Source organism: Limnobacter thiooxidans (assembly GCF_036323495.1).
GTDB lineage: Bacteria > Pseudomonadota > Gammaproteobacteria > Burkholderiales > Burkholderiaceae_B > Limnobacter > Limnobacter thiooxidans.
The window spans coordinates 2,929,579-2,954,940 of the sequence record NZ_AP028947.1 but is presented as its reverse complement, the minus strand read 5'-3'; the positions used below and the strand labels follow the sequence as shown (position 1 = coordinate 2,954,940).

The following is a 25,362-nucleotide window of genomic DNA, read 5'->3' as shown; positions in this document are numbered from 1 at the left end:
GCCAGTCACTTGGTAGTAAAATGCCCAGATGACAAATCCATCCCACCCTCTACCTTCCACTTTTGTTCACCTGCGCATGCACACCGAGTTTTCGGTGCTCGATGGCATGGTGAGGGTGGGCGACGCCGTCAAAGCCGCGGCTGCCTGCGGCATGCCCGCGCTGGCCATTTCTGACCTGTCCAACCTGTTTGGTCTGATCAAGTTTTATGGCAAAGCCCGTGGTGCAGGGGTCAAGCCCATTGCAGCGTGCGACGTGTGGATTGAAAGCGAGCGCGATGACGAACAACCCGCACGCGTGCTTTTGCTGGTACAAAACCACAAAGGCTACCTGCAGCTGTGCGAATTGCTGAGCCGCGCCTTTTTGCGCAACCAGAAACGTGGCAAGGCCACGCTGAAATTCGAGTGGTTCGATGAAGTGGGTTGCGATGGGCTGATCGCGGTATCCGGGTTTGTAAATTCCGATGTCGGTCAGTTTTTACTGGGTGGCAACATGGGGCGAGCAGAACATTCCGCCCGCAAATTCCTGCACTACTTTGAAGGCCGTTATTACATCGAGCTTCAGCGCGATGGCTCAAGCCAGGCGGAAAATCTGGTTAATCTGAGTTGTCAGCTGGCGGCCAAATTGCAGTTGCCGGTAGTGGCCACTCACCCCATCCAGTTTTTGAAGCCCGATGACTTTCGGGCGCATGAAGCACGCGTGTGCATTGCGCAGGGCGAAATCCTGTCGAACCCGCGCAGGCCGCGCCGCTTCACCGAGCAGCAATATTTCAAGACTGCGCAGGAAATGGCTGAACTGTTCGCCGACATTCCCAGTGCCATACGCAACAGCATTCGAATTGCCCAGCGTTGCAACCTGACGCTGGAACTGGGCAAGCCCAAGCTGCCCGCATTTCCCACACCCGAAGGCATGACGCTGGACGATTACCTAGTGCACTTGTCCAAGGAGGGGCTTGAAAAGCGCCTGGTGCACCTGTTCCCGAATATCGAGGAACGGGAAAAAATGCGCCCGGAATACGAAGCGCGTTTGAAAATCGAATGCGACACCATCATTGGTATGGGCTTTCCCGGCTACTTCCTGATTGTTCAGGACTTCATCAACTGGGGAAAAAGCAACGGCGTGCCGGTGGGGCCGGGCAGGGGTTCCGGTGCGGGTTCACTAGTGGCCTACGCATTGGGCATTACCGACCTGGACCCCTTGCGCTACGACTTGCTGTTCGAACGGTTCTTGAACCCAGAGCGGGTTTCAATGCCTGACTTCGACATTGACTTTTGCCAGGACAACCGCGACCGCGTAATCGATTACGTAAAGCAGAACTACGGGCGCGATGCGGTCAGCCAGATTGCCACCTTCGGTACCCTGGGCGCGAAAGCCGTTATTCGAGATGTGGGCCGCGTGCTCGATATGCCCTACATGTATTGCGACGGGCTGTCCAAGCTGATCCCGCAAACCCCTGCCGACCCTTGGGACCTTGAACGGGCCATGGCCGACGAGCCCACGTTCCGCGAGCGTGTCGAAAACGAAGACGAAGCCCGTGAAATAATTTCTGTGGCGCGTCCTCTCGAAGGCTTGACCCGCAACGTGGGCATGCACGCCGGGGGCGTGTTGATTGCACCGGGCAAGCTGACTGATTTCTGCCCCTTGTATTGCGCCGATGGCTCGACCGATTCCGTGGTGTCGCAGTACGACAAAGACGACGTGGAAGCAGTTGGCTTGGTCAAGTTCGACTTTTTGGGCCTGCGAAACCTGACCATTCTGGATTGGGCGGTGCGTTGGGTTCGCGAAAACTACGAAGACATGCGCGACTTCCGCTTGGAAGACCTGCCGCTGGATGACCCGGCGGTCTACCAGTTGTTTTCCGATGGCAACACCACAGCGGTCTTCCAGTCTGAATCGCGTTCCGCGAAAGACCTTGAAAAAAAGCTCAAGCCTGACAATTTTGAAGACATCATCGCTTTGATGGCGCTGAACCGCCCTGGCCCATTGGGTTCAGGCATGGTGGACGACTTCATTGCCCGTAAAAAGGAAACTTCGAAAACCGGCAAAGGCCGCGCCGAGTGGTACTTCAACCCCAAGCTGGAAGGCATTCTCAAAAGTACCTATGGGGTGATTGTTTACCAGGAACAGGTGATGCTGGTCGCCCAGATTCTGGCAGGTTACAGCCTGGGTGGCGCTGACCTGTTGCGTCGCGCCATGGGTAAAAAGAAGCCCGAGGAAATGGCCAAGCAGCGTGAAATTTTCACGACTGGTGCCACGGAGCGAGGTGTTGAGCCGGCGGTGGCCAAGCAGCTTTTCGACTTGATGGAAAAGTTTGCCGAATACGGTTTCAACAAATCACATTCGGCTGCTTATGCGCTGATTGCGTACCACACCGCGTGGTTGAAGGCTCATTACCCGGCAGAGTTCATGGCCGCGTCCATGAGTTCCGATATGGACGACACCGACAAGGTCAAAATTTTTGTCGAAGACGCCATGTCCATGTGCCAGGTGCCAGGCAAAAAAGCCGGCACCACCGTCACCATGCTCGGTCCCGATGTCAACGAGTCGAATTTCCGTTTCACTGCAGTGCGCGTGGGTGGCGAAAAGCGCGCCAGTGCCATTCGTTATGGTTTAGGTGCAGTCAAAGGCACAGGGCAGGCCGCTTGTGAAGCCATTGTGGCTGAACGCACCGCCAATGGGCCGTTCAATGACCTGTTCGACTTTGTCAAGCGCGTAGACAGCAAGCAGATCAACCGCCGAGTGATTGAGGCCTTGATTCGCGCTGGTGCATTTGATTCACTTAATCCTGACCGGGCCAAGTTGCTGGCCAGTTCAGGCCAGGCCATGGAATGGGCAGCACAGCAGGCCGCCACTGCAGCGCAGGTCAGCCTGTTTGGGGAAGACCTGGGTGGCGACGCGCCCCCTGCGCTGGTCGATGTGCCCGCGTGGAGCGAACGGGAAAAGTTGCAGCAGGAAAAAGCGGCGCTGGGTTATTACTTCAGCGGCCACCTGTTCAAGGCCGATGAAGACAAAGTTCGCCAGTTCGTCAAACTGCGTTTGAAAGATTTGTCGCCAGGGCGTGACATGGTGTGGATGGCGGGGGTTATCGCCTCCCTGCGTACCATGATGACCAAACGCGGAAAAATGGCGATTGTGTTGCTGGATGATTCGACCGCACAGGTCGAACTATCGATTTTTAACGAGCAGTTTGAAGCCAACCGCACCCTGCTGAAAGAAGATTCCCTGCTGGTGCTGCAGGGCAAGGTGTCCGAAGATTCGTACACGGGTGGCTTGCGGATTTCGGCCGAGAACCTGTATTCACTGGCCAGCGCAAGGGCCCATTTTGTAAGCCGTTTGCGCCTGAGCATGAACGGCAAATCGGATGCAGAGAAGCTTCGCGCCATGCTGGAGCCTTTTCGTGACCCCGAGCAGGGTTGTTTGGTCGAGATCGACTACCACAACGGGCAGGCCGCCTGCGTTGCACAGTTGAGCAGCGACTGGAAGGTGCGGCCTGAAGAAGATTTGCTGATTGAAATGCAAGGTTGGTTGGGTGAAGGCAAAGCCAAATGGGTGTTTGGCTGAACGCGACCAGATTTGTTTTTGCCCGGCGGTGTCTGTGAAGCCTTCCCAGCAGTTTTTCAAGCCTCCCCGGCGTGCCTTGCCCGATTCCGCACAGAAAACCGCTGATCCCTTTTTTGATCCCACCCTCTGCTCACAGCGCCTCGGCAAAAAAGATGGCCGAGTCTCTGTGGTGCCCTTTTGGCACACGCAGTGGGCGGGTCAAAACGGGGCGGTTTCCTGAATCTGCGGAACAGGCAAGTGCACGGCCGGGGCGGCTGGAAGCCCGACGGTGATTTTTATCAGCAGGTCGCTGCTTAGCCAGATCTGGGGGTCAACTTGCCGCCAGTTTGGTCGCTCGCCCTGTGCGATTACGCTCACCCGTGCGATAAATCACTGCCGGCTCTCTGCCCAATCGGCGGCGGTGTTCCAGTCGCGTCGCCTTCAAGAAAACCTGCCCGTTTGAATTCACATGCAACGTTCGGCTGCAAGCCGACAATCCATTCGACCATCTGTTTTGTCGAATGGATTGAGTCAATGTGAATACAAAAAGGGATCCAAAGGTTTTCTGGCGAGTGACTGGAATTCGCGCCGGGTGGGCACAAAACTAACCAGCGAATTTTGAAACAGGTGTGCGAATGGAATTCGCGCCGGGAGGGCTCAAAGCCGACTGGCTTCAAGCCGAGTGCGCCTCAACAAATCCTGCAGGCTAACGATTGAGACTCGTGTAAACTTCGACCATCCAATCCAAACTCGCACTGCATGCCCAACAACATAGACTACACCGCCAAAGGTCTTTACAAGCGCTTGCTTTCCTACAGCCTCCGGTATTGGCCCTTGTTCACGACTTCACTTGTTGCATTGGTGTTTGCAGCTGTCACCGAGCCGTTGTTTGCAAGCCTGATGAAGCCGTTGATTGACGAGAATTTCTCAGGTCAGCGCACGGAAATGGCGAAATGGCTGCCGGTCATAATTATCGTGTTGTTTCTGGTTCGTGGACTGGCTACCTACATAAACGAGTATTGCAGTGCCAAGTTGGCGGGTCTTGTGGTTCACGATCTGCGCTTCGACATGCTCTCGGGTATTTTGCGTTTTCCGAATTCCTATTTCGTCGAGCAACCCGCCGGGAAAATCATTTCCACCGTGTCCACTAACGTGGACGCCGTAACTGAAGCCGGCTTCAACATCATCACGGTGCTGATTCGCGACGGCGCAATTGTCATCGGGTTGATGGCTATTTTGCTCTACACCAACTGGCAGCTCACCCTGATCTGTTTTGCGATTCTGCCCTTGATCGCCGTTGGGGTTTCTGTGGCGGCCAAGCGCTTGAACCGCTTCGCGCACAGCGCGCAAACCTCGCATGCCGATTTGGTACAAAGTATTTCTGAAGTGATTGGTGCCCAGAAAATCATCAAGATTTACGGTGCGCAGAAAGTTGAAACCGAGCGCTTCATGAAAAGCGCTGATGAAATCATGAAGTCGCGCGTGAAGCTTGTGGCCACCAGTGCTGCCAACTCTGCCATTGTGCAGTGGATTCTGGCTGTAGCCGTGGCTGCAGTGGTTTACTTCGCTGGCATTTTGGCTGAAAGCAACAGCATGACCGCTGGAGATTTTGCGTCATTCATGACTGCCATGATGATGCTGCTGGCCCCTGTAAAAAGGCTGACCAACATCAACCAGCAACTTCAAAAAGGCCTTGCCGCGGCGGACAACGTGTTTCGAGTGGTGGATCGCCCCATTGAAAATTCCAGTGGCACCCACACTACCGACCGGGCTTTGGGCTACATCGAGTTCAACCAGGTCGGCCTGACTTTTCCCGGGGCCGACGCCCCCACGCTGAGTCAAATCAATTTGTGGGTCAAGCCCGGTCAAACCGTGGGTATTGTGGGTGTGTCGGGTGGCGGAAAGTCCACGCTGATTAATCTGTTGCCCCGGTTTCTCGACCCCAGCAGTGGGGTGGTCAAGCTCGATAGCGTGGATTTGAAGCAATGGGATTTGCAATGCCTGCGCCGCCAAATTGCGGTGGTTACCCAGGAAAGTCACCTGCTGAACGACACCGTGCGCAACAACATCGCCTATGGTGAAATGCGTGGTGCCACTGACGAAGCCATTCTGGAAGCTGCCCGCATGGCCAATGCCTTGCCCTTCATTGAAAAACTGGAACACGGCCTGGATACGGTGCTGGGTGACAATGGTCTGAGGCTTTCCGGCGGCCAGCGCCAGCGTATTTCAATTGCTAGGGCCTTCTTGAAAAACGCCCCTATCCTGATTCTGGATGAAGCGACTTCGGCGCTGGATTCCGAGGCCGAACGTGAAGTGCAGGAAGACATGGAACGTCTGCGCCATGGCCGCACCACGCTGGTTATTGCACACCGATTGTCCACGCTGACCACGGCCGATTTCATCATCGTGCTGGATCAAGGTCAGTTGATCGAACAAGGCACCCACCAGGAATTGCTGGCCAAACAGGGCAAGTACCACTACCTGCATTCCATACAAAACCAGTCTGGTGAAAACAGCCATTGAACAGGCTTTAGGCCCGATCTGCCCAGATTTATTTCATCAACTGGTCCACAGCCTGAATGACCACCTCGGTGGGAATGGCTGCCAATAAACGGGTGGTGTCGTCGGTGTTGATGCTGTCGGGGTGGGGAAGTGGGCCGAAGTCGCCCGCATAAATCACCGTGGCCTTGTCAGACCAAGGTCGCCATTCCTGAACCCACGATGGGCCAAACAAGGCCACCTGGGGCACATTCAATGCTGCCGCCATGTGCATGGGTGCAGAATCCACACCCACATAAAACTTGCTCAACTTCAACAAGGCGGCCAGCAGGGGCAAGCTCATTTGGCCACCCACATTCACCAGTTTGCTGGGGGCGTTACCTGTTTTTTCACGGGCCAGTCGCTCGATTTCAGCTGTCATGGCCACTTCCACGGGGTCGGGGCTGCAAGTCAGCACCACATGCAAACCGCTGTTCAACAGGTGCACAACCACGGCGGCAAATTTTTTGTCTTCCCAACATTTGAAGGGCCAGCGGGCCGCCGGGTGTATCAGTACAAAAGGCCCGTCAATGCTTTGGGTGCTCAACAGTTGATCCGCCTTTTCCAGATTCTCGGCACTCGGACGCAACACCATTTCACCGCGCAGGCTGCGCGGGTTCACACCCAAAGCTTCCAGGCACAGCAAGTTAAGCTCCACAGCGTGTGCTTGTCCGCGTGCAGGAGGTACGATGCGGTGGGTAAAGCAGGCGTGCCACAGGGCTTTGTCGCGCTTGGCATACGCCATTTGAACCCGCACGGGCGCTTTTGAAAAACGGGCCAGCAGTGCGCCAACCCATTGGTCAGTCAAATGGATCACCACATCGTAACCAGTGCGCCTTACATTCAATACCAAGCCCATTTCCGCTTTCAAGCGCGTAAAGCCTTTGAGTTTCCTGTCGATGCACAGCACCCGGTTCAGGTGCGGGTTATTTTGCAGCAGTGGCGTGGTTTCCTTGTAAATCAGGGTGTCCACCTGCGCGTCGGGAAACTGCGTGTGCAGCGCGTGGTACAAAGCCGTTGTCAGCAGCACGTCGCCGTGGTGCCTTAATTTGATCACCAGAATTTTTTGCAAGGTATTTCAACCCAGTGAGGATTAGAGTGAATTCACGCCCATGTACCTGTTCAGGCGCATTAAACTGCGGCGTAATATAAAGCGAATATAGACCGCGACTCAAACCAATTCTGTCTCCAAATCAAAATGACCCCCATTTTCTTTTCTGAAAGTTCTAAAAATATCGGTGGGCAAGAACTGCAATTGCTTGAGCAGGCTGTTGGCCTGAAAGCGAAGGGGTATACACCTTACATTTTGTGCCGGGCAGGCAGCCGCATATCGCAGGAAGCGCACAAGCTGGGTTTGAACGTCGAATACGTGCCATTTCGCAATGCCATTCACCCGCCTAGTGTGCTCAGATTGGCCAATCTGGTTCGGCGCCACAAACCGGTGGCCGTAGTTTGCCACAGCAGTCACGATGCCAACTTGTGCTCACTCACGGTGCATACCTTGGCAAAGGTCGGTTTGCTCAAACCCCGCCCCATGTTGATCCGCATGCGCACTTACCAGCCGGGCCCTGCCAAGGCCTTTACCTACAACCAGATGTTTGATCAGACCTTCACGCCCAGCCAGGCGCTGAAAGATCAATTGTTGCAAAACAGTGGTGTGCTGCCCGAAAAAGTGGGTGTGTTGTACCCTGGTATCGATTTCGAGCGCATTGTTGCAGCGGCCACAAGTGCGCTGCCCGCTGAACTGGATACCCGTTTGAACGACTTGCAACAACGCCCTGTGATAGTTCATGCAGCCATGTTTCGTGTCGAGAAGGGCCACAGTTTCATGTTGCAGGTGGTCAAAGCACTGTTGCCGCGTTTCCCCAACTTGTTGTACGTGGCCGCCGGGGAGGGTGAAACCCGCCAAGCCGTTGAAACAGAGGCCCAACGCCTTGGCTTGCTCAAGCATGTGGTGCTGCCGGGCATGTTGAACCCGGTTGCCCCATTGATCAAGCGGGCTGATGTACTGGTCATGCCGTCGAGCTATGAACCCTTGGGCATGAGCCAGATTGAAGCGCTCGGTTTGGGCGTACCCGTGGTGGTGAGCAACGTGGGTGGTCTGCCTGAAACGGTGCAAAGTGGCATTACTGGTTATGTGTGCCCCGCCCCCCATGCCCCCGGTGCTCTGGATACTTGGGTGCAGGCATTGACTACCGTACTGGGCGAGCCGCAGAAGGCGCGCGACATGGCTGCAAAAGGCCAGCAGGCCGTGGTGGCCCAGTTTGGCCGGCAAAGCAACATCAACGGCCTGGTAGGCACCATTCAAACACCGCGTTTGGGGCGCAACTGATGGGCCGTGCCACGCGTATTGGTCTGTGGTTCGGTGGCGGTCTGGAAAATGCCCTGGCTGCGCGGGCGGTATTGGGGCCCTTGCAAGCCGAATACCCAGGGGCTGAATGGGTGTTGTTTGGACCTCGCGAAAGTCTGTACTTGTTTGAAATGGACGACCGCGTGTCTGGTTATATTCCCCTTCGCAGCCTGGAAGCCCGGCGTGTCACGCAATCCCGTCTTTCCTTCTTTTTTGAAAAAAGGGCACAGTTCAAAAAACTGCGTGGCCTGCAACTGGATGAATGCATTGCTGTGCTTGTTTGCTCAGGCGATAAGGCTGCAGATCAGCAGGCGTTGAAAAATTTTCAGAAAGACTTCAGCCGCCTGGGCGTCTCCGGCCGCTGCATGGCTGATACCTTGGAATGGTTTCTGGCCATTGATCGACCCACCTTGCAAGCTGGCCCGGAAGCCTTGGCATTTGCCACGCAACTTCACAGAAGAAGTTCACCCAATTTGCCAAAGTACCTGGTGTTGCTGAGCGATTATGCGGGCAACGGTTTCACTTTGGAGCAACAGTGGGCAAGCGTGCAGAGTTGTGATGTTTTCAAGAAAAATTCTCAACCCACTGTGGCGGTGGTGACCACAGGCAACCGCCTTGCTGTGCGGCAAATCTCCCAAAGCCACCCGGACTGGCTTCAATTGAACAGGGCGCAAGCCATGGGCCTGATTGCGTATGCAGATGGGGTGATCAGTTTGTCGCCGGATATCACCCTGATTTGCCAGGAAATGGGTCGTTCAGAGCTGCTGTTGTTGGGTAAAAGTCACAGTTAATTCTGCTGCTACAAAGTGCTGGCATCTTGGGGCGTACACCACGCATTAAACAACCCCAAGCTTTTCAATCGCAAGGCTTTTTGCGGCTTGCAGGGCGGTCCACAGCTATTGCCAATATGCGGCCACTATTGCTTTCATCGGTTTTGCCTGTTGCACGTCAGCGACAAAAACACCAGTTTTGCGATACTCACAGCAGGATTTGGTTGGTTGCCTCAAGGGTCCGCGTGTACATTGTCTCTCGTGCCGCCGTAAATGGTGGCAAAGATTCAACCAACACTAATAAGGGTGAAATATGAACAAGAAGCTAGTAGCTGCTGCTCTGGGTCTGGCATTTGCCGCTCCAGTATTTGCTGATTCATCAAACGTAACTTTGTACGGTCGTGTACACCAAGCTCTGGATCACCAGTCCACAAGCGCACCAACCGGTGACACAGGCGGTAACTTCGCCCTGGAAGACGTTTCTTCACGTTTCGGTATCCGCGGTACTGAAGACCTTGGCGGTGGCTTGAGCGCCATTTTCGCCTACGAATTTTCTGTAGCTGCTGATGCAAACGCTGGTGTGGGTGGTCGTCACTCTTACATCGGTTTGAAAGGTAGCTGGGGTACATTCGTAGCTGGTAAGCAAGACGGTGGTAACGAATCAGTTGCTCCTTTGTATACCCAAGCTTCTTTGACTGGTGGCGTTTCTAACCAAGGTGGTCCTTTGACTACTATTGGCGGTGGTGTTGCCTCTTTGGCCAACAACGTTGCAATTTCACGTACACAGCGTACCGACAACTCTTTCGGTTACAAGACAAGCATCGCTGGTGTAGCTCTGGAAGCACGTCACGCACTGCGCGGTACCAACGACCAGGCCAACAACACACCAGTTAAAGAAAACGGTGTTCGCGAAACTGAAGTTGCAGCAACTTACAAAGTTGGCGCGCTGACTCTTGGCGGTGGCTTGCAGATGTTTGACCAGCAAGGTAATGACCCAACAGTAGCAGCTGCACCAGAGCGTACAGTTCAGGGTGTTGCTTCTTACAACTTCGGTTCATTCACATTGGCCGGTCTGGTTGCACAAACCAAACTGTACGGTACCAACGCAGGTAACGGCAAAGACGACAACACAGAATACCTGTTGTCAGCAACTGTTCCATTGAGCGCCAACAGCGGTCTGTTCGGTTCTTACTCTGACTCAGAGCGTAACAACCTGGTTGCCGGTAATGAATTGACTCAAGCTCAAGTTGCTTACTACTACGACTTCAGCAAGCGTACACGTTCATACGTTGGTTTCAACCGTTTGACAACTGAAAACACAGTTGGCGCACGCGTAGAGACAGATCAGGACAACTTCACAGTTGGTCTGCGTCACAACTTCTAATTCAACGCCAGGCTGGCCTGGTTTGAATGCAGAGTTTGAAAAAGCCACCTTCGGGTGGCTTTTTCTATTTCAGCCTTTGTTAGTAGATAGAGGCCAAAAAAAAGACCTGAACAAATTGGTCAGGTCTTTTCGGTTTCACAAATCATTTATCGGGCCTTACTGCAAATTCATATCCAGTTGAACACCACACAGGGTGCTGCTGTATCGGTTGGTATTTCGACCAACGCTGCTGCCGCTGTCGCTCATGCACCCCAATGAAGTGGTTTGCAACTGGCTTTCAGCCACTTTCAAGCCAAAAAACAAGTCGGGCCTTTTGCTGCCTTCTTCACGGCTTAGCTTGAACACCCAGTCTCCCGAGCTCCACTGTGCGCTCATCGGTGCGCGGCCGCGTTCCTGGTTCAATTTGAATCCGTAGCCCAACCCACCATTTTCGGCGCTGGTCCAGCGACCCCATTTGCTTAAGGGGCTTTGGTTGTCGATGTTCAAGGTGACACCGCCAGCTTGGGCGCTGACCAGTGTGGGCATTGCTGCAATGCAGGCAATTAAAAGTGCTTTTTTCATGTTCTTCTTCCCTTCAACAGCTGCCAATTTCGGCAATTTCAGCTGTTTCGCCTTCAAGGGTTTAATTATGCGCGCAAAGCAGTAGCTCACAAAGCTACATTAAGGTGAGCTTTGTGCCGTCAAATCATTGATTTGAATCAGAAAGTCAAATATTCTTAATTTGATTCTTCTTTTAAAACAACGGCTTTTAGGTGTTAGTTCTCAAGTCGCTTTAAGCCCAGCTTCTCAAACAGACGTGTATCGCGTTCAAGTTCAGGGTTGTCTGTTACCAACAGTTTTTCGCCATAGAAAATGGAGTTGGCGCCTGCCAGGAAACAAAGCGCCTGGGTGCTCTCGTTCATGCTCTCGCGGCCAGCCGACAAACGCACAAAACTGCCGGGCATGGTGATGCGGGCCACAGCAATGGTGCGCACAAAATCCAGTGGGTCAATTTCAGCATTGTCAGCCAGCGGGGTTCCTTCCACTTTCACCAAATTGTTGATGGGTACACTTTCAGGCGGTTCGGCCATGTTGGCCAGTTGCGCAATCAACCCTGCACGTTGGGTCACGGTTTCGCCCAAACCAACAATGCCTCCACAGCATACTTTGATGCCAGCATCGCGCACGTGGTCCAGCGTATCAAGCCGGTCTTGGTAAGTGCGGGTGCTGATAATGTCGCCATAGAAATCAGGCGAGGTGTCCAGGTTGTGGTTGTAGTAATCAAGCCCGGCTTCTTGCAGTTGTTTGGCCTGGCTTTCCTTGAGCATGCCCAAGGTGACGCAGGTTTCAAGGCCCATGGCCTTGACGGCTGCAACCATTTCACCCACGGCTTCCACCTGGTGATCTTTAGGGCTGCGCCAAGCGGCACCCATGCAGAAGCGGGTTGCGCCTTTGTCTTTGGCCGCTTGGGCGGCCTTCAGTACCTCGTCTATCGGCATCAGTTTTTCTGCTTCAACGCCGGTGTTGTACTTCGCCGATTGTGGGCAGTAGCCGCAGTCTTCGGGGCAACCGCCGGTCTTGATCGACAGCAGTGTTGAAAGCTGTACGGTGTTGGCATCGAAATTCTCGCGGTGCACTTGTTGTGCCCGGAAGATCAAGTCATTGAATGGCAGCGCGAACAAAGCCTCAATGGCCTCCACTCTCCAGCGTGTGGTATCTGTTACTGCATTGGCCTTGTTTGCGGGTGAGTTGGCTTTTTTATTCTCTACCCAGGTGATTTGGCTTTCCATGTGCATCCTTCAGAACAATTCGCTTCCGGGGCCAGGTGCAGTCAAACTGCCCCAGCGTTGTAGTATTTGCATCAGTGTCTGGTAAGCGTTTTCCAGTGTTTCGGGGGCGGTGCAATAAGGCGGCACCCAGTACACCGTGTTGCCCAAGGGGCGCACCACAATGCCCAGTTCCAGAAAGGTTTCGCGTATCCATTGGCTTGTATTGGAACCGTAGGAAGAACCGCACTGACTTTGCTTGGATTTTAGCTCAAAGGCCGCCACGGTGCCGCATACGCGCGGATTTTCAATCCAGGGGTGGCAGGCAAGGGTTGGCAGCCAACTCTGGTGAATGGCTTCAATATTGCGCATGCTTGCCCAGGTTGATTCATGACTGAACAGGGCCAGGCTGGCCAGCGCAGCGGCGCAACCCAAGGGGTTTGCCGTGTAGGAATGACCGTGCAGCAACGCACGACCCACTTCGTCGCTCAGGAAGGCATCGTAAACAGCCTGGTTGGTCAAGGTAGCGGCCATTGGCATGAAGCCGCCTGTCAGGCCCTTGGATATGCAAATCATGTCCGCTTGCCCGCCAAATTCGGCTACTTGATCGGCGGCAAACAGGGTGCCGGTTCGGCCAAATGCGGTAAACACTTCATCGAAAATCACCAGCACATCGGCAGCCTTGCAGCGCTTGCACAGCTCCGCCACAAAAGCGGGGCGCATGAAGCGCATGCCGCTGGCACCCTGTATCAGGGGTTCCAGTATCAGTGCGGCAATATCGGAAGCACTGTCTTCAAGCAATTGATTCAGTGTGGCCAGCGCAGCTTCTTCAGTGCAGTGGCACACGCCAGTGGGTATGAAGTTCACTTCGAAAAGCCACGGCTTGAAGGGATCGTAAAAACCACTTGATTTGCCAGCAGCCATGGCCCCAAAGGTGTCGCCGTGGTAGCCGCCTTCCAGTGCGATGATGCGCTTCTTATCAGGGACCCCTTTGTTTTGCCAGTATTGAAAGGCCATTTTCAAGGCCACTTCAATGGCAGTGGATCCGTTGTCAGAATAAAACACCTTGGCCATGGGGGTCGGGGCGTGTTGTATCAGTTGTTGCGCCAGCAGCGCGGCAGGCGGGTGGGTCACACCGGCAAACATCACGTGTTCAAGCTCAGCCGCTTGCCTGGCAATTGCTTGCGCAATCGCGGGGTGGCTGTGACCATGAATGTTGACCCACCAGCTCGACACTGCATCAAAGTACTTTTTGCCTTGGGCATCGAACAGAAATTCGTTTTGCCCACGCACAACAGCCAGTGGGGCTGTAGCGGTTTGCATTTGTGTGAAAGGGTGCCAGCAGTACTGCGCATCCAGTTCAAGCAGTTCGGTGTGTGAAAGAAGGGTCATTCTTGTATTGCCCTGATTTACAGGCTGTCCAGGGCACGCTTAAGGCGGTCTGGCATTGTAAACTCGGAAAGAGCCTGGGCTGTCAGGTGCTCGAAGTAGGGCAATTCAGCCAACACCGGTACTTCACCAAAATGTTCAATGGCCTCGCGGTTGGCGGGGTTGGGCGGGTTCAGCCGGTCTGCAGCCATGATGACGCCCAATATAGGCACGCCAGCGGCTTTCAGTGCCTGGAGTGACAGGCAAGTGTGGTTGATGGTGCCAAGCCCACTGCGGGCCACCAGCAGGGCGCAGCTGCGAAGGTGTTTCATCAGGTCCAGCATGGTGTCGCGCCAGTTCAGTGGCACCAGGCAGCCCCCCGCACCTTCCACCACCAGGCGCTCGGCTTGTGGCAGTGTGAAATCATTCAACTGAATCTTGACGCCATCTAGATCGGCTGACTGGTGCGGAGATAGGGGTTGGGTCAGGCGCCAGGTTTCAGGGTGCGCGCGCGCGCCGCTCAAGCCCGAAACCAATTCACTGTCTGTGCCGTCTTCCAACCCGCTCTGGACCGGCTTCCAGTAGTCGGCCTGCCAGTGCTGGCAAAGCCAGGCACTGGTGATTGTTTTGCCAATACCGGTGTCTGTGCCGGTTATAAAAACATGTTTCACGGCCGTTCCAGGTAGTAAAAACCAACGTGATAATTCATGGTACAGCCATCGCCCAAGGCTGAAATCACCTTGCGCAAGTTGACAGGCGTGTGGTTCACGCGGGGTTGATCCGCGCCAATAGCGCGCAGGCTGCGTGCAAAGGAAAGCCCATCAGGATGATGATCAAGAAAGTTTTTGGTGTGGTTTGCCGAGCTTGCCACAATACCCTCGGCCACCAGCGTGTGCAGAATGTCTTGCAGCTGTTCATCACAGGGCAACTGGCGTAACCCGCTGGTTTGATTTGTATCCTGGTGGGCGGTTTCCCAGGCCTGGAAGGAACCATCAAGCAGAACGCTGAATGCAACGGTGTTTGACACCGAAAGCCAGCGGCGTATGGCCTCCTCGAGGTTGTTGAACCACTGCGCGCACATACCAGAAATCAATAGTGAATGGTTTGGAATCCACAAATGTTCCACTGCCAGCTCTTCACCGTTCAACAAGTGCGTGTGCAGACGTTCCGTGGGGTATTTGCGTTTCAATTCACTCAACATGCCCTGCGCTACATCCACCGCGTGCACGGCACTGTTGGAGAAGCGGTTCAGCAGGTGCTCAGTCAAAAAGCCTGTTCCGCTGCCCACGTCCACGCAGGCCTTGGGCGCAAACTCTGCGGGAAGCATTTGCTCCAGCCACTGTACAAGGTGAAGGGCTGCGTGCTTTTGCACCCTTGCGTGGTGGTCGTAGTCACGGGCGGCATCGGAAAACCTTCTTGATGCGGGCGGTGAGGCGACAGGTTTGCGGGTTGATGCGTGTTCAGGCATGGGCTTGCTGCGGTTTAAGGCGTGTTGAGCAAAGGCAACAAAGTGCCAGTATACAGCGCAGGTGTGCGTGCAAGTTCAGCATGTTCCGCTGCCAGCGTGATGAGCTGATTACCCTGATTGTTCAGTGGTTCGTTAAAACAGGCCTGCGCCAAGGGCAGGGGTACTATTTTGTCTTGAAGGCCAGCCCAGGCAAACAATTCGGCACCATTGGACAGGGCAGCTTGAAGTGCCGTGGCGCAGTCCAGTGTTTGCATGCTGTGCAGGTCTACCATCAGGGCCTCTTTATTCAAGGTGGTGAATGGGGTTTTGAATCCGCAGCGTTCATGAAATTCATTCAGTACTTCCGGCAGATTTTGTTCAGCTTTCCTGCACATGCGGTCCAATACCCGTGGTGCCGTGCCTTCGGATTGCAAAGCATTTGCAGCAAAGCGGTTGAAGCCATGCACGCTGAACAAATTGCGCCAGCGAACCGAGAAATCCAGCAGCTTTGAAAACCCCAGCGAATGCCCCAAGCCCAGCCAGGGCAGGTTGGCATGTGCCAGAACCAGACTGTGCAATGTTTCCAGTGGGTGGTGAATCCATTCGCCTTCGGTGTAGACCATCAAACCGCTGGGGGCCTGGTCGTCGAAATAACCCGCTTCAAGACAGGCTAGCAATGTGGTTTCGCGCATGGCGTTTGGGAGGGCTTTCACCAAGGGGTCAAAGAAGCGGTGGTTGTAGCCCCAGCCATGCGCCAACAGCAGCACGCGCTGAATGTTTGCCTGCGTCATGCCCTGCGTTTCCACTGCTGTAGGCATTCCAGCAATTGGCTGTACAACTCGTCGCTGTGCCCGGTATTCAAGGCTAGGCGAACGCGTGCGGCATTGGGTGGCACGGTGGGTGGGCGCACCGCAGATGTGCGAATGCCTGCTTGTTGCAAATGGCTTTTCAATTCCAGGCAGGCTTCTGCACTGCCCACCACCAGCGGCACAATGTGGGTGTTCGACAAACCCGTGTCAAACCCCAAGGCATGCACTTGCCCGCGCAATTGCTCGGCTGCCAAGTGCAGGGCGGTACGTTCAGTTTCCATTTGCGGGATGATTTCCAGTGCCCTGGCCACTGCGCCGATCACGAAAGGAGACGGCGCTGTGGAGTACACAAAACCCGTACAACGGTTCACAAGGTACTGTTTGAAAATTTCGCTGCATGCAATGTAGGCACCGCTGACTCCTACCGCCTTGCTGAAGGTGCCCATGACGATCCAGTGGCCCATCGCTTTCAATGCATCAATGTCGGGGTGTTTTACTGCACCCAAACCGCGGCCGTTTGGACCCCACACACCAGTGGCATGGGCTTCGTCCAGATACACCACTGCCTTGTGTACAAGCGCAATTTCCGCCAGTTGTTCAACGGGAAGCAGATCACCTTCCATGCCAAACACCGTTTCGGTCACGATGATTTTGGGCTGGGTCGATTCCGCATGTTTTGCCAACAATTCGGCCAGGTGCGCCATGTCATTGTGGCGAAAACGGATTTGCCTGATTCCTGCCAGTTGGCAGGCGTGGTGCAGGCTGGCGTGGTTCAACCGGTCGGTGAAAACCAGGGGGGCTGTACCACCAACCGTGCCACCAACCGTGCCACCCCAAAGGCTTTTATCCAGCAAGGCGGCAAGCCCGCTGGCATTGGCTTGGTAGCCGCTGGAAAACACCAGCGCTGATTCGGCGTTCTTGAATTGGGCCACTTGCGATTCAAGTTGTTCAAAGCAGTCCAGGTTGCCTGACAGCAATCGCGAACCTGTAGCACCCGCCCCGTACTGCCGTGCACAGGCATGTCCAGCCTCGATGATTTCGGGGCGCTGGCTCAGGCACAGATAATCGTTGCTGGAAAAGTCAGAGATTCGCTGATCAAGTGGGCAGGGCAGCAGAGTCCGTTTCAGGCTGTCCTGAGACAGAAGTTCAAGGCGTTGCTGACTGGCTTCACTCAGGTTCATCGCAGCTATTTTTAAAATTCGTTCAGGTCAAAATAATGTCGTAATGTTCCTGCACAAACAGGTTGTCCACTTGCAAGGTAATTGGCTTGCCGACGAATTCTTCCAGCATGCCCAAGTGTTGTGCTTCTTCTTCCAGAAACAGGTCGATTACCGCCGGGCTGGCGAGAATACGAAATTCCTTGGGGTTGAACTGGCGGCTTTCGCGCACAATTTCCCGCATGATTTCATACGCCACGGTTTGCGCGGTTTTAACCTGGCCTTTGCCCTGGCAACTGGGGCAGGGCTCGCACAGCAGGTGCGCCAGGCTTTCGCGGGTGCGTTTTCGGGTCATTTCAACCAGGCCCAGCGTTGAGAATTCAGTGACACTGGTGCGGGCGCGGTCACGGTCCAGTGCTTTTTGCAGTTCCGAAAGCACCGCTTTCTTGTGGTCTTCCGTGTTCATGTCGATGAAGTCGATCACGATAATGCCGCCCAGGTTGCGCAAACGCAGTTGGCGGGCGATGCTTTGAGCGGCTTCCAAATTGGTTTTGAACACCGTTTCTTCAAAATTGCGGGCGCCGATGAAGCCGCCTGTGTTCACATCCACCGTGGTCAATGCCTCGGTCTGGTCAATGATCAGGTACCCACCAGATTTCAATTCTACCCGGCGCCCCAAGGCTTTTTGCAATTCGTCTTCGATGTTGTAAAGCTCGAACAGCGGTCGTTCACCTTGGTGTAATTGAAGGCGATCTGTCACTTCGTGCGCATACGTTTGCGCGAAGGTTTGCAGGCTTTTCAGGGTTTCTTTCGAATCGATCAGAATGGCCTGCGTGTCGGTGCTGACCAAATCACGAACCACACGCTGGGCCATGGTCAGGTCTTCATAAATCAGACTGGGTGCCGGTTTCATGCGGGTCAACTCCAGCATTTCGCGCCAGCGGGTTCGCAGGTAATTCACATCGGCGGTCAATTCTTCGTCGGTGGCTTCTTCCGCATGGGTCCGAATGATGAAGCCGCCAGTGTTTTCGGGCAGCAAGCGGGTCAGTTTTGCGCGCAGTTCTTCGCGTTCGCCTTCGTTTTCAATGCGTTGGGACACGCCAATGTGCGGGTCTTGGGGCAGGTGCACCAGCATGCGGCCAGCCAGGCTGATCTGTGTGGTCAAGCGAGCGCCCTTGGTGCCCAGCGGGTCTTTGCTGACCTGCACAATGATGGTTTGGCCTTCGAATACCATTTTTTCAATGGCAGGCGGTGGGTTGCCGTTTTGCTTGGACTGGTGGTGGTTGTAGGTGCGGTGTTCCCACAGGTCGGCCACATGCAGAAAGGCAGCACGTTCCAGGCCGATGTCGACAAAGGCCGATTGCATGCCTGGCAACACCCGCACCACTTTGCCCAGGTACACATTGCCCACGATGCCGCGGGTGGACGTGCGCTCTATGTGAAGTTCCTGCACAGCCCCGTGTTGAACGATGGCCACGCGCGTTTCCTGCGGTGTCACGTTCACCAGTATTTGTTCGTTGATCATTTTTTGCTTCTTGGGTATGAATCGATTTTTGTTGCAGCTCAGTGACTACTTTGGGCCGCTGTTTGGATGAGGCGCATCAATTCGCTGGTTTCAAACAGTGGTAAGCCCATGATGCCAGAATGACTGCCCGAAATGTGACGAACGTACTGACCAGCTATCCCCTGAATGCCGTAGGCTCCCGCTTTGTCGAAGGGTTCGCCACTGGCAATGTAGGCCTGGATGAAGGTTTCTGGCAGGGTTGCAAACTCCACTTGGGATGTTTGTACGATAGAGCGGATGGCTTGTGTCGTGCCTTTTTCGTCCAGCCAGGCGCCCGCCACTGCGGTGTGAACCTGGTGGGTGGTGCCGGAAAGACTGTGCAGCATCTGGAAGGCCTCTGCGGCGTTTTGTGGTTTGCCCAGAATGTTGCCGTTCAGCGCCACCGTGGTGTCGGCAGCCAGTACCAGGCCGCTCAAGCCTTGCTCAGTGCTTTTTTCACGCATGGCATTCAATGCGGCATTCAGCTTCAACTGGGTCACCCGTTGAACGTAGACCAACGGGTCTTCCTGCTCAAAAGGGGCTTCAAGCGCTTCTGCTTCCGGGCTGTTCTGGGCCAGAAAAACGGTGACATTCAGCCCAAGTGTTTGCAGCAATTCAAGCCGACGCGGGCTGCGTGAGGCCAGCCATACCGCATGCGGAAGGCCACATTGTTGGGGGCTGATTGGCGTATTCATCGGTTTTTGTTCACTCTCGGTGATACGGATGCCCGATGGTAATGGAAAACGCGCGATACAACGCTTCCACCAGCAACACGCGGGCGAGCGCATGGGGCAGGGTCAGATCAGAAAGGCGCCACATGCCCTGGCATTGCTGTTTCAGTGTGTCATCCAGGCCGTCTGCGCTGCCAATCAACAGACACAGTGTTTCACTGCTGTTGTGCCATTTTTGAAGTTGTTCAGCCAGGGCTTTGCTGGTGTGGCGTTCGCCGCGTTCATCCAGAGCAACCACACGCGCACCGGCAGGTATGGCCGCGCGAATGCGCTCGGCTTCCTTGGCGAGTATCTGGTCCACGGGCTTGCCCGCAGACCGGTCTTCCGGCTTCAGTTCTTTGATGGACAGCTTCCAGTCGTTCGGAAAACGTTTCTGGAACTGATCCACAGCAAGTTGCGCCCAAGGCTCAATTTTGTGAGACAGGGCGATCACGTGGATTTTCAAGGTGAATGAAAAGCTTAGTTGTACTGGCTTGAATAGGCTTCAGCCTGTTGCGGGAAGTAGTCCACACCGGGCATGGGCTTGCTCAGGCTGTGCGGGTTCAGTTTCACGCGCACGGGCTTGCCGCCCCAGATCTCCTCCAGGTTGTAATACTCGCGAATGGCGGGTTGCATCAAGTGCACCACCACGTCGCCGAGGTCAACCAGAACCCATTCGCCGGTGTCTTCGCCTTCGGTGCTGAACACTTCGCCGCCAGCTTCCTTGGTTTTTTCGCGAACGTTGTTGGCCAAAGCGCGGGTTTGGCGGTTAGAGGAGGCCGAAGCAATGACTACCCGGTCAAAAACACCGGTCAGGTGGGTCGTGTCGAAGATGGCGATGTCTTGTGCCTTGATGTCTTCGAGGGCGTCAATCACGACGCGCTGCAGTTTACGCAATTCCATGCAATTCCAAAGGTATGTTAATTGCCTGAATTCTAACAACTTTCACGGCTGGGCGCGACCATAAACTGAGTGCTTGATGATGTACTTGAACACCGCAGTGGGCAGGCTGGCTTCAAGTTTGAAGCGGGCCGTTTCCAAAACATCACCAGTTCCTGAATGCAAAAGCGCGAACTGGCGTCGAATTTGGGTGGAACTGATGTTGACGCTGGGCATGGGTATGCGAAACAGGCGGTCTTGCATCAAGTGTCGTTTTAAAGCCTCGGGTACCTTGAATTCGCCCCACTGTACACGGTCCACCACACCAATACGGGCGTAGTCAAACAGGCTTTGCCAGTGTTTCCAGGTCGTCAGGTTGGCAAGCTGGTCTGCGCCGATTACGAGGGCAAACTTGCAATCCGGGTGCTTGTCGGAAAGCAGTTCCAGCGTGTCCACGGTGTAGGTAGGGCCTTGGCATTCAAGTTCGAAAGGCTCTAGCCGCCAGGAATGCACTCCTTCGATGGCCAATTCCACCAGGTGCTTGCGCACGTCGGACGGGGCCAGGTCTATGTTGGCTTTTTGCCAAGGCTGCCCAGCCGGCATGAACCACACCTCGTCGGCCATGCACTGGGCTTGTGCCGAGCGCGCCATTTGAAGGTGACCCATGTGAATGGGGTTGAAGGTGCCGCCAATGATGCAGATTTGCCGAGTGGGCATGGTGTGGGCATGAGTGTGAAGACGAATTGAAGTCTACTCCACTAAGTTAGTGAGGTGTTTTGATCAAGTGGAAAGTCAGGGCCGTGGCTGGGTTGCGTTGGTGTGTGTTGATTGGCTAATGTCACTAGATCAACGACCTTGCTGTGTCTATTCCCTGAATTTGCCCATGGAAATCGTGACCAAGTACCCTTTGTTGTCAGGGTAGCGATTGTCACCGTAGCAAGTAATCACCACCATCAGTTGGTACAGTTTTCCGGCATTCCAGTGACTGCTTAATGCTGAGCATTCCTTCAGGGCTTGGTACCAAACTGGGGTGTTGTCGTAGGCTGGAAATTCTTCGGGTTCATCAAGTGTCCACCCTGATGTTCTCCACTGCTCTTGCAAATTAAGCACGATGTCCAATGCCTGTTGAAGCGGGAGGGGTTCGATTTGGGGGGACATACGTATGCTGTCAATTTTTCCCCTGTTGAAACCAATTGTAAAGAATTTGGCTGGAGGAGTTATAAATTCGTAATTAGGATCGGAAAACCTGAGATAAGCGAGTTCCTTTGGTACGCGGTACCAAATTTCATTAGGTATGTCATCGGCGATTTCTGCTGTTGAACGGGCCTGCATGCTTTTCCAGGGCTCGCCGATAATCAAAGCTATTTCCTTTGCCTGGGTGAGGGGTTCCGCGGCCTTGCACGCACCAAATGCAAGCAGCATGGTCGCGAATGCAGCGAGAATTTTGTGATGTCTAATCAACTGAAGCAGCCTGATGTTTGTTCGCAGTTCACTGGTAGTCGATGTATTTACCCATGGACATTGTGATCAAGTAACGTTTCTCTTCCGGATGACGATAATCTTTGAAGCATCCGATTGCGATTGCAATCGAATACAAACCTTTAACATGCCAATAGGTGCTGTAGGCGGTGCATTGTTCGATGGCCTTTCGCCATTCAACATTGTCCTCATAGGGCGGGTTTTCCTCCGCATCATCAAGTTCCCAGCCAGTTTTTCTCCACTGCTCTTGTAAGTTCAGCACGATATTTAAAGTTTCTTGAAGAGGCAGTGGTTCGACTTGAGGAGACATTCGAACGCCATCAATGTTTCCGTTGCTGTCGAACCCAATGGTAAAAAACTTCGCTGGCGGTGTTGTAAATTGATAATTGCTGTCCGCAAAGCGCAAAAAGGATATTTGCTTGGGTTCCCGATACCAATGGCGGCCTTCAAACACTGGACCAATTTCGGCTGTTGATCTGACCTGCATGTTTGTCCAGGGCTCACCGATAATCAAGGCGATTTCTTTGGCTGGGGCAAGGAGTTCTGCTGCCTTGCAAACTCCTATGCCAAGTAATAGAGCTATAAAGAGTGCCGGAGCTTTGTGAGTTGTAATCCACTGAATCAGCTTGCTGTGCGTTTTCATCGAGTTGCTTGTCCACTGGATATTTCATGAATGCTCTGCTCAATCACTTGCCGGTTTCCACTTCTAAGTAAATTATGAAACTGCTTGGCTGCGCGAAGTACAAAGGGCATGCGTTCATCCAGATTGGCAAGGTTTGCGAAGCCATTCTTGCTGAATTCAATGCTGCGTCCGTCTGGTAGCGGTGCGCATTGATTGGCCAGTGTCAATTGAACGGGTTGTTCCAACCTTGTTGAAAAGTTGGTGACATAAGCAAATGAACTGGCTACCTGGTTGCCTTGCAAAAGGCTGCGCATTAGAAAATCTTCGTAAATGGCGGGTTGAAGGATATTTTTCTGTTCATGGCGAGCCAACAAATCAACACTTTTGAAGATATCACCAGCTTCAATGGCTTCAAATGCCGGAATAATTTCGGCAAATCGAAACCCGAATCTCACTTTTTCCTGAATAGTCCAAAGCACAGGAAATTTTGGGTGACCATAGATTTTTTCTCTCTTGCCCATGCACTTTTTCATCTCCTCAATGCCCCGCTTCTTGTAGAACATGTGCAATGGGTAAATGTCGAGAAACAAGGCCGTGTTGCCTAGGGCCAGCATATCGAAAACATACTTGAGTGATACTTCCGCGCTTTCCATGCCACCGCGCGCACCAGCAGATCCTATTTTTGCGCCAAGCGGCACCCAAGGGTTTCGTTCAAGCATCTCCAATTCGTCTTGTGTGCGGTTGATCTGTTCCATGCCAATGGCCGCATGCAACAGGCCACAACCTACTTGCTTAGATGCAAAGGCGGCCAACCCGGCCCATTCAAAGCGGTTATCGGTTTTCCACAGTGCTGCGTAGGCCGCATTGATTCGCCGGTTGCGCGCAATCGGGTCCGCAATCAACAGGCCACCCGGCGCAACAATTCGTTCGGCTTCTCGCTGGCAAATCCGCCACAGGCAGTCACAGGTCAGTACCTCCACTTCGGCAACAAGTTTCTCGGTGTTGTCGTAACGGTCGGTGCTGTAGCACTTGCATTGGTCGAGGGTGCGAGCGCCCTTGTGCAAAGGCAAGTCGTCGCTGATCAGTTGGGGGAAACAGGTGGTGGTCATGGCATGGTGTGAACAATCAATTCGGCCTGAACGGTTTTCTTCACAAGCAATTTGCTGGTCAGACCTTCGGCATTGGAATGCCCTGATTCAATCGCGCCCGTGGACAATCTGATGGTGTAAGGCACACCCTCAAGGGGTTCCTTGGTTTCATGGTGGCGAATGATGAACTCCACCACCTTGTCCTCGGCTTGGTTGCCCAGCGGGTTGTCTGGTATTTGCTGTTCAGCAATTCGGGCCATTGAACCTGTGGGCGAGGTGTGGGTGGTGCTGGCTTGCGAAGCAATCAGGCTGGCGCCGCAGGCTGTTTTCATGCCCTCATAGGCCAATGCTACGTGGTTGAAGGTGTGGGCGGGGTTGCCTTGTGCAATTGGAAACACACCTTTGCACAATGGGCATGCTACTTTGTGTCCCAAACCGGCCACTGCACGGCCTTCTACGGTGTAAACAGCAAAGCCTTCAAGCACTGTGCCACCGTGGCTGGTGGTGTCACCTTGGCGAATCATCAATGGCATCTTTCAATTTTGGTGCAGTCAACAACCGGGCAACGTAGCACGCGCTGATCTGGATTGAAAAAAGGTGTCACCCCAAGTGGTGACAGTGGGTTGGGTCAGGCCGGGTGTTCCTCCAGTATGGTGTACACAATCACTGGTTGGCCAACCGCGGATGCCTGCTGCAGCGCTGGCAATATGCTTTGCAGTTGCGCCCACGAGGTCACGTGGGTCGTTGCAATCAGGTCGGTCAGACCTTGTTCACTTTCGTCTTGCAACAGGGTGCTCAGTGACACTTCCGCATTCGCAAAAATGGTGCTGACTTCTGCAAGTACGCCCACTTTGTCCTCAACGCGCAGGCGCAAATAAAACTGGCTGCTGCGCTCGTGCGGTAGCAGATATTCAATGGGTTTAAGGGCCGCCTTTCTGAAGCCTAGGTTGGGTGTGCCTGCAGACTGTCCGGGTTTCGCATGCTGGGCCAGTTCGATCAAGTCCGCCAGAATGGCGCTGGATGTCTGCTTTCCCCCGGCGCCTGAGCCGTAAAAAAAGGCTGAGCCAAAAAGGTCGCCAGCGATGGAAATGCCATTCATCGAGCCATGCACTTGCGCAAGCAATTCGGTTTCAGGAACCAGCATGGGCGCAACAGCAACGTAGGCCTTGTTGTTCTCCAGCCTGGCCTGGGCAATCAGCTTTAGTTCATAGCCCAGCCGCTTCGCAAATTGAGTGTCTGCCCGCTCAACCCCGGATGTTCCCTTGAAGCAGGTGGCATCAAAGCGGATGGGAATACCAAATGCCAGCGAGGCCAGCAAGGTGATTTTGTGTGCAGCGTCTTCACCATTGATGTCCAGTGTGGGGTCCGCTTCCGCAAAACCTTTTTCCTGGGCTTGAGCCAGTGCGTCGTTGAATTCTGTACCGTGCTCGCTCATCTGGGAAAGAATGTAGTTGGACGTGCCATTCAAGATGCCCACCACCGAGGTGACATGGTTGGCTGCCGCAGACGACTTCAATGTTTTGATGATCGGAATCGAAACTGCCACAGCCGCCTCAAACAACACACAAACGCCATATTGATCAGCCAGCGCCATGATTTCCTCGCCACAGTAGGCAAGCAGCGCCTTGTTGGCTGTAATAACATGCTTGCCATTCGAGATGGCGCGCATCACCAGTTCCTTGGCCAGCGTGGTGCCGCCAATCAATTCAATGACAATGTCGATTTCCGGGTCATTGACCACGGCCCAGCAATCGTCGGTGACTTCGCAGCCCGGTGGAACACGGTTGGTGGCACGGGTCACGGTTCGCGTGGCCAGCTTGACAATTTCCAGTGGCGTGTCTGTTTTCGATGCGATCAAATCGCGGTTGGACATCATGGCCTGTACGGTAGCTGAAGCCACGTGGCCGAATCCCAATATGCCTATTTTCATAAATG

At 54.1% G+C, this 25,362-nt stretch carries 22 protein-coding genes and 1 pseudogene; 5 read left to right on the top strand and 18 right to left on the bottom strand.

Going from position 1 to position 25,362, the window contains the following annotated elements; all coding sequences use genetic code 11:
• The first annotated feature begins 28 nt into the window (after window positions 1-28).
• Complete coding sequence (gene dnaE, locus RGQ30_RS13425; protein WP_130557738.1) at window positions 29-3,559, top strand: DNA polymerase III subunit alpha; 3,531 nt, start codon at window positions 29-31, stop codon at window positions 3,557-3,559.
• Between the two features lie 738 nt (window positions 3,560-4,297).
• Complete coding sequence (gene msbA / locus RGQ30_RS13420; RefSeq protein ID WP_130557739.1) at window positions 4,298-6,061, top strand: lipid A export permease/ATP-binding protein MsbA; 1,764 nt, start codon at window positions 4,298-4,300, stop codon at window positions 6,059-6,061.
• Between the two features lie 28 nt (window positions 6,062-6,089).
• Here msbA and rfaQ read toward each other — a convergent pair whose 3' ends face one another.
• Window positions 6,090-7,148 (bottom strand): putative lipopolysaccharide heptosyltransferase III, encoded by a 1,059-nt coding sequence (gene rfaQ / locus RGQ30_RS13415; protein WP_130557740.1) that lies wholly within the window; start codon window positions 7,146-7,148, stop codon window positions 6,090-6,092.
• 126 nt (window positions 7,149-7,274) lie between these two features.
• Here rfaQ and RGQ30_RS13410 point away from each other — a divergent pair, with 126 nt between their 5' ends.
• The 3 genes from RGQ30_RS13410 (at window position 7,275) to RGQ30_RS13400 (ending at window position 10,580) form a co-directional block, all read left to right on the top strand.
• The gene (locus RGQ30_RS13410) at window positions 7,275-8,408 is read left to right on the top strand and encodes a glycosyltransferase family 4 protein (protein ID WP_130557741.1); all 1,134 of its coding nucleotides are present in this window, start codon (window positions 7,275-7,277) and stop codon (window positions 8,406-8,408) included.
• A complete protein-coding gene (locus RGQ30_RS13405; protein WP_130557742.1) occupies window positions 8,408-9,217 on the top strand; it encodes a hypothetical protein in 810 nt (269 codons plus the stop codon). Before RGQ30_RS13410 ends, RGQ30_RS13405 begins: the two co-directional genes overlap by 1 nt.
• Window positions 9,218-9,509: 292 nt before the next feature.
• Window positions 9,510-10,580, top strand: a complete 1,071-nt coding sequence (locus RGQ30_RS13400; protein ID WP_130557743.1) for a porin — start codon at window positions 9,510-9,512, stop codon at window positions 10,578-10,580.
• A gap of 156 nt (window positions 10,581-10,736) precedes the next feature.
• On the opposite strand, the gene RGQ30_RS13395 is transcribed toward RGQ30_RS13400, so the two are convergent.
• The 17 genes and pseudogenes from RGQ30_RS13395 to RGQ30_RS13315 all read right to left on the bottom strand — a co-directional run bounded on the left by RGQ30_RS13395 (window position 10,737) and on the right by RGQ30_RS13315 (window position 25,357).
• Window positions 10,737-11,141, bottom strand: a complete 405-nt coding sequence (locus tag RGQ30_RS13395) for a hypothetical protein (RefSeq protein WP_130557744.1) — start codon at window positions 11,139-11,141, stop codon at window positions 10,737-10,739.
• A 209-nt stretch (window positions 11,142-11,350) separates the two neighbouring features.
• A pseudogene (gene bioB, locus RGQ30_RS13390) lies at window positions 11,351-12,355 on the bottom strand (biotin synthase BioB); the annotation flags it as partial.
• A gap of 3 nt (window positions 12,356-12,358) precedes the next feature.
• Window positions 12,359-13,717 carry an adenosylmethionine--8-amino-7-oxononanoate transaminase gene (gene bioA, locus RGQ30_RS13385; protein ID WP_130557746.1) on the bottom strand — a complete coding sequence of 453 codons (1,359 nt, stop codon included), beginning with the start codon at window positions 13,715-13,717 and terminating at the stop codon, window positions 12,359-12,361.
• A gap of 17 nt (window positions 13,718-13,734) precedes the next feature.
• On the bottom strand, window positions 13,735-14,364 hold the full coding sequence (gene bioD / locus RGQ30_RS13380) for a dethiobiotin synthase (RefSeq protein WP_130557747.1): 630 nt from the start codon (window positions 14,362-14,364) through the stop codon (window positions 13,735-13,737).
• Window positions 14,361-15,161, bottom strand: a complete 801-nt coding sequence (locus tag RGQ30_RS13375) for a methyltransferase domain-containing protein (protein ID WP_130557748.1) — start codon at window positions 15,159-15,161, stop codon at window positions 14,361-14,363. The genes bioD and RGQ30_RS13375 overlap by 4 nt, the downstream gene beginning before the upstream one ends.
• A gap of 14 nt (window positions 15,162-15,175) precedes the next feature.
• The gene (locus tag RGQ30_RS13370) at window positions 15,176-15,931 is read right to left on the bottom strand and encodes a hypothetical protein (RefSeq protein ID WP_130557749.1); all 756 of its coding nucleotides are present in this window, start codon (window positions 15,929-15,931) and stop codon (window positions 15,176-15,178) included.
• Window positions 15,928-17,130 carry an aminotransferase class I/II-fold pyridoxal phosphate-dependent enzyme gene (locus RGQ30_RS13365; protein ID WP_130557750.1) on the bottom strand — a complete coding sequence of 401 codons (1,203 nt, stop codon included), beginning with the start codon at window positions 17,128-17,130 and terminating at the stop codon, window positions 15,928-15,930. Before RGQ30_RS13365 ends, RGQ30_RS13370 begins: the two co-directional genes overlap by 4 nt.
• 22 nt (window positions 17,131-17,152) lie before the next feature.
• Complete coding sequence (gene rng, locus RGQ30_RS13360; RefSeq protein WP_130558042.1) at window positions 17,153-18,628, bottom strand: ribonuclease G; 1,476 nt, start codon at window positions 18,626-18,628, stop codon at window positions 17,153-17,155.
• 41 nt (window positions 18,629-18,669) lie between these two features.
• Window positions 18,670-19,344 carry a Maf family protein gene (locus tag RGQ30_RS13355; protein ID WP_130557751.1) on the bottom strand — a complete coding sequence of 225 codons (675 nt, stop codon included), beginning with the start codon at window positions 19,342-19,344 and terminating at the stop codon, window positions 18,670-18,672.
• Window positions 19,345-19,354: 10 nt separating this feature from the next.
• Complete coding sequence (rlmH, locus tag RGQ30_RS13350; protein WP_130557752.1) at window positions 19,355-19,825, bottom strand: 23S rRNA (pseudouridine(1915)-N(3))-methyltransferase RlmH; 471 nt, start codon at window positions 19,823-19,825, stop codon at window positions 19,355-19,357.
• A 14-nt stretch (window positions 19,826-19,839) separates the two neighbouring features.
• Window positions 19,840-20,262: a ribosome silencing factor gene (rsfS, locus tag RGQ30_RS13345; protein ID WP_130557753.1), complete on the bottom strand. Its 423-nt coding sequence runs from the start codon at window positions 20,260-20,262 to the stop codon at window positions 19,840-19,842.
• A gap of 42 nt (window positions 20,263-20,304) precedes the next feature.
• Window positions 20,305-20,955: a nicotinate (nicotinamide) nucleotide adenylyltransferase gene (gene nadD / locus RGQ30_RS13340; RefSeq protein WP_130557754.1), complete on the bottom strand. Its 651-nt coding sequence runs from the start codon at window positions 20,953-20,955 to the stop codon at window positions 20,305-20,307.
• A 147-nt stretch (window positions 20,956-21,102) separates the two neighbouring features.
• Entirely contained in the window at window positions 21,103-21,660 is a 558-nt protein-coding gene (locus RGQ30_RS13335; protein WP_130557755.1) for a hypothetical protein, read from the bottom strand.
• A 67-nt stretch (window positions 21,661-21,727) separates the two neighbouring features.
• Window positions 21,728-22,360 (bottom strand): hypothetical protein, encoded by a 633-nt coding sequence (locus tag RGQ30_RS13330; RefSeq protein WP_130557756.1) that lies wholly within the window; start codon window positions 22,358-22,360, stop codon window positions 21,728-21,730.
• Window positions 22,357-23,448, bottom strand: coding sequence for a DUF2515 family protein (locus RGQ30_RS13325; RefSeq protein ID WP_130557757.1), 1,092 nt, complete (start codon window positions 23,446-23,448; stop codon window positions 22,357-22,359). Before RGQ30_RS13325 ends, RGQ30_RS13330 begins: the two co-directional genes overlap by 4 nt.
• Window positions 23,445-23,951 carry a PAAR domain-containing protein gene (locus RGQ30_RS13320; RefSeq protein ID WP_338284504.1) on the bottom strand — a complete coding sequence of 169 codons (507 nt, stop codon included), beginning with the start codon at window positions 23,949-23,951 and terminating at the stop codon, window positions 23,445-23,447. The genes RGQ30_RS13325 and RGQ30_RS13320 overlap by 4 nt, the downstream gene beginning before the upstream one ends.
• Before the next feature lie 104 nt (window positions 23,952-24,055).
• The gene (locus RGQ30_RS13315; RefSeq protein ID WP_130557759.1) at window positions 24,056-25,357 is read right to left on the bottom strand and encodes a homoserine dehydrogenase; all 1,302 of its coding nucleotides are present in this window, start codon (window positions 25,355-25,357) and stop codon (window positions 24,056-24,058) included.
• Window positions 25,358-25,362 lie beyond the last annotated feature (5 nt).